Annotated in this window: 1 protein-coding gene; it reads left to right on the top strand. The window is 51.6% G+C overall.

The annotated features are described in order from the left end of the window. Window positions 1–213, top strand: a 213-nt coding sequence (locus LZP73_RS21710; protein ID WP_234237001.1) for a DDE-type integrase/transposase/recombinase, incomplete at both ends; no start/stop codon positions are given.

Here is a 213-nt window from a genome sequence, read left to right as displayed (position 1 = left end):
TAGGGCTAGTCAGTTGCCAGCAGCCAAAGCATGCTTATAAGAAAGCTGACCGAGAACATGTTGAAATACCCAACCACTTGGCTCGCCAGTTCCAAGTCACTGAGCCTAATCAAGTGTGGTGTGGGGATGTTACCTACATTTGGACTGGTGCCCGGTGGGCCTATTTGGCCGTTGTTATCGACCTGTTTGCTCGCAAGGCGATAGGTTGGGCGA

Source organism: Shewanella sp. AS16 (genome assembly GCF_021412365.1).
Taxonomy (GTDB): Bacteria; Pseudomonadota; Gammaproteobacteria; order Enterobacterales; family Shewanellaceae; genus Shewanella; species Shewanella salipaludis.
This window is presented reverse-complemented; position numbering and strand designations above follow the sequence as displayed.